Source organism: Paraburkholderia sp. J63 (assembly GCF_905220245.1).
Lineage (GTDB): Bacteria > Pseudomonadota > Gammaproteobacteria > Burkholderiales > Burkholderiaceae > Paraburkholderia.
The window spans coordinates 1-537 of record NZ_CAJMZF010000169.1; the positions used below are offsets into that span (position 1 = coordinate 1).

The window sequence follows — 537 nt, forward strand, 5'->3', positions numbered from 1 at the left end:
AGCTTCGGCCTGTTGAAGTACGCCGGGACCGAAGAAGACCGCACCGCGCTGGCCGCTGCGACGCCCTCCGCAGTGGTATTCAACTACCTCGGCCAGTTCGACGGCAGCTTCACGGCGCAGACGGGCTGGCGTCCGGCAGCGGGCAGCGCAGGCCAGGCGCTGGACCCGCAGGCCGCGCTCACGCACGCGCTCACCATCAACGCACGGATCTACGACGGCGCGCTGACGATGTCGATCAGCTACAGCGGCGCGCGCCATCGCGAAGCAACGGTCCAGGCGCTGCTGCATGCCTGCATGGCCGAACTCGAAGCGCTGATCGCGCACTGCACAAGTGGCGCAACGGGCGCAACGCCCTCGGACTTCCCGCTGGCCTCGCTCACGCAGGCCGAACTCGACGCGTTGCCGATACCGGCATCGGCAATCGAAGACCTGTATCCGCTCTCGCCGATGCAGGCGGGCATGCTGTTCCACACGCTCTACGCACCGGGCGGCAGCGCGTATCTGAACCAGTTGCGCATCGACATCGACGACCTGGAC

General features: G+C 67.4%; 1 protein-coding gene. It reads left to right on the forward strand.

From position 1 onward, the window contains the following. On the forward strand, positions 1-537 hold a 537-nt coding region (locus U5775_RS39010), incomplete at both ends, for a hypothetical protein (RefSeq protein WP_322063449.1).